This window comes from Nitrospirae bacterium YQR-1 (genome assembly GCA_039908095.1).
Classification (GTDB): domain Bacteria; phylum Nitrospirota; class Thermodesulfovibrionia; order Thermodesulfovibrionales; family Magnetobacteriaceae; genus Magnetomonas.
The window spans coordinates 1-1,042 of the sequence record JAMOBJ010000083.1 but is presented as its reverse complement, the minus strand read 5'-3'; the positions used below and the strand labels follow the sequence as shown (position 1 = coordinate 1,042).

Annotated in this window: 2 protein-coding genes and 1 pseudogene; 2 read left to right on the top strand and 1 reads right to left on the bottom strand. The window is 41.3% G+C overall.

Annotation, left to right across the window (positions count from 1 at the left end):
* Positions 1-24 precede the first annotated feature (24 nt).
* A complete protein-coding gene (locus H7844_15985; protein ID MEO5358777.1) occupies positions 25-78 on the top strand; it encodes a U32 family peptidase in 54 nt (17 codons plus the stop codon).
* A gap of 61 nt (positions 79-139) precedes the next feature.
* Here H7844_15985 and H7844_15980 read toward each other — a convergent pair.
* Positions 140-415 (bottom strand): annotated as a pseudogene (locus tag H7844_15980) (glycosyltransferase family 2 protein).
* Between the two features lie 175 nt (positions 416-590).
* Between H7844_15980 and H7844_15975 the strand changes: the two are divergent.
* Positions 591-1,042: HDOD domain-containing protein (locus H7844_15975; protein ID MEO5358776.1), on the top strand; the 452-nt coding region annotated here is incomplete at its 3' end.

Sequence of the window (1,042 nt, the reverse complement as noted above, 5' to 3'; positions counted from 1 at the left end):
ATAAGAGAGCATGTCGCCATTGAACTGGAGTGTTTTGTACATGGCTCCATATGTATATCCTACTCCGGAAGATGTTAAATGAGCGGCTGAAGCGTTCAACCGGATTAGCATCGTTCTGAGGGATTTGTCTGGCAAAGGAGGCGGCGGTAAGAGGGTCATTCAGGGGTTTAAGAAGTGCAGCGATAAGCCTGTCATTAACCGGCATGGCATCCTGAGTCATAAATACCAGCACCTCGCCGGAGGCTTTGGATGCGGCTAAGTTTCTGGTTCCACCGTGGTTAAAGTCAGCCTTTGGAATTACTATAGTTTTGCAGCCCAATGAGCCGGCAATTTCAACCGTATTGTCTGAAGATGAGGAATCTATCACTATGACCTCAGAACTTACCGCAGTACCATCCTCGTGTTTCTGATTCATACAGGAGGCGGCTAATTTTCCGATTATACCGGAAGCATTGATAGTTGGAATTATAACACTTACATCCATGAGAGCTGCCATCGTCCTCCATAGCTTACAACAATTTTAATAGAGGTGGCAATATGAATTTTTTTAGGAATAATGTTAAAATTATTTTTATATCAGATGAGATAATATGGATAAAAAGATACCTATAATTGAAAAGTTAAACAGTAAGATACTGTCCAATAGTGATTTTCCTGCTATGGGACGCACAGTAGCATTGGTTAACAAACAGACCTTATCCGAAAGTGACGTTTCAGTCAATGAGCTGGCCAACACCATCCTCAATGATTATGCACTTTCCAACAAAGTGTTGAAAATGGTAAACACGGTTTTTTACATAAAGTATCAACTGGAGGGTAAAATAAATACAATATCAAGGGCTGTGTATGTATTAGGGTTTAATCAGGTAAGAAACGCAGCTCTTTCGCTGATGTTATTTGAGCATATCAGCAACAAAGCAACGGCTTATGATTTGAGGGAGGGGATGGTGATCTCCTTTATGACGGCACTTAACAGCAACGGTACAGGCATGGTTTCACTGAGAAACAATTTAAAAGTCGGGGATACCCTTATATGCCAAAC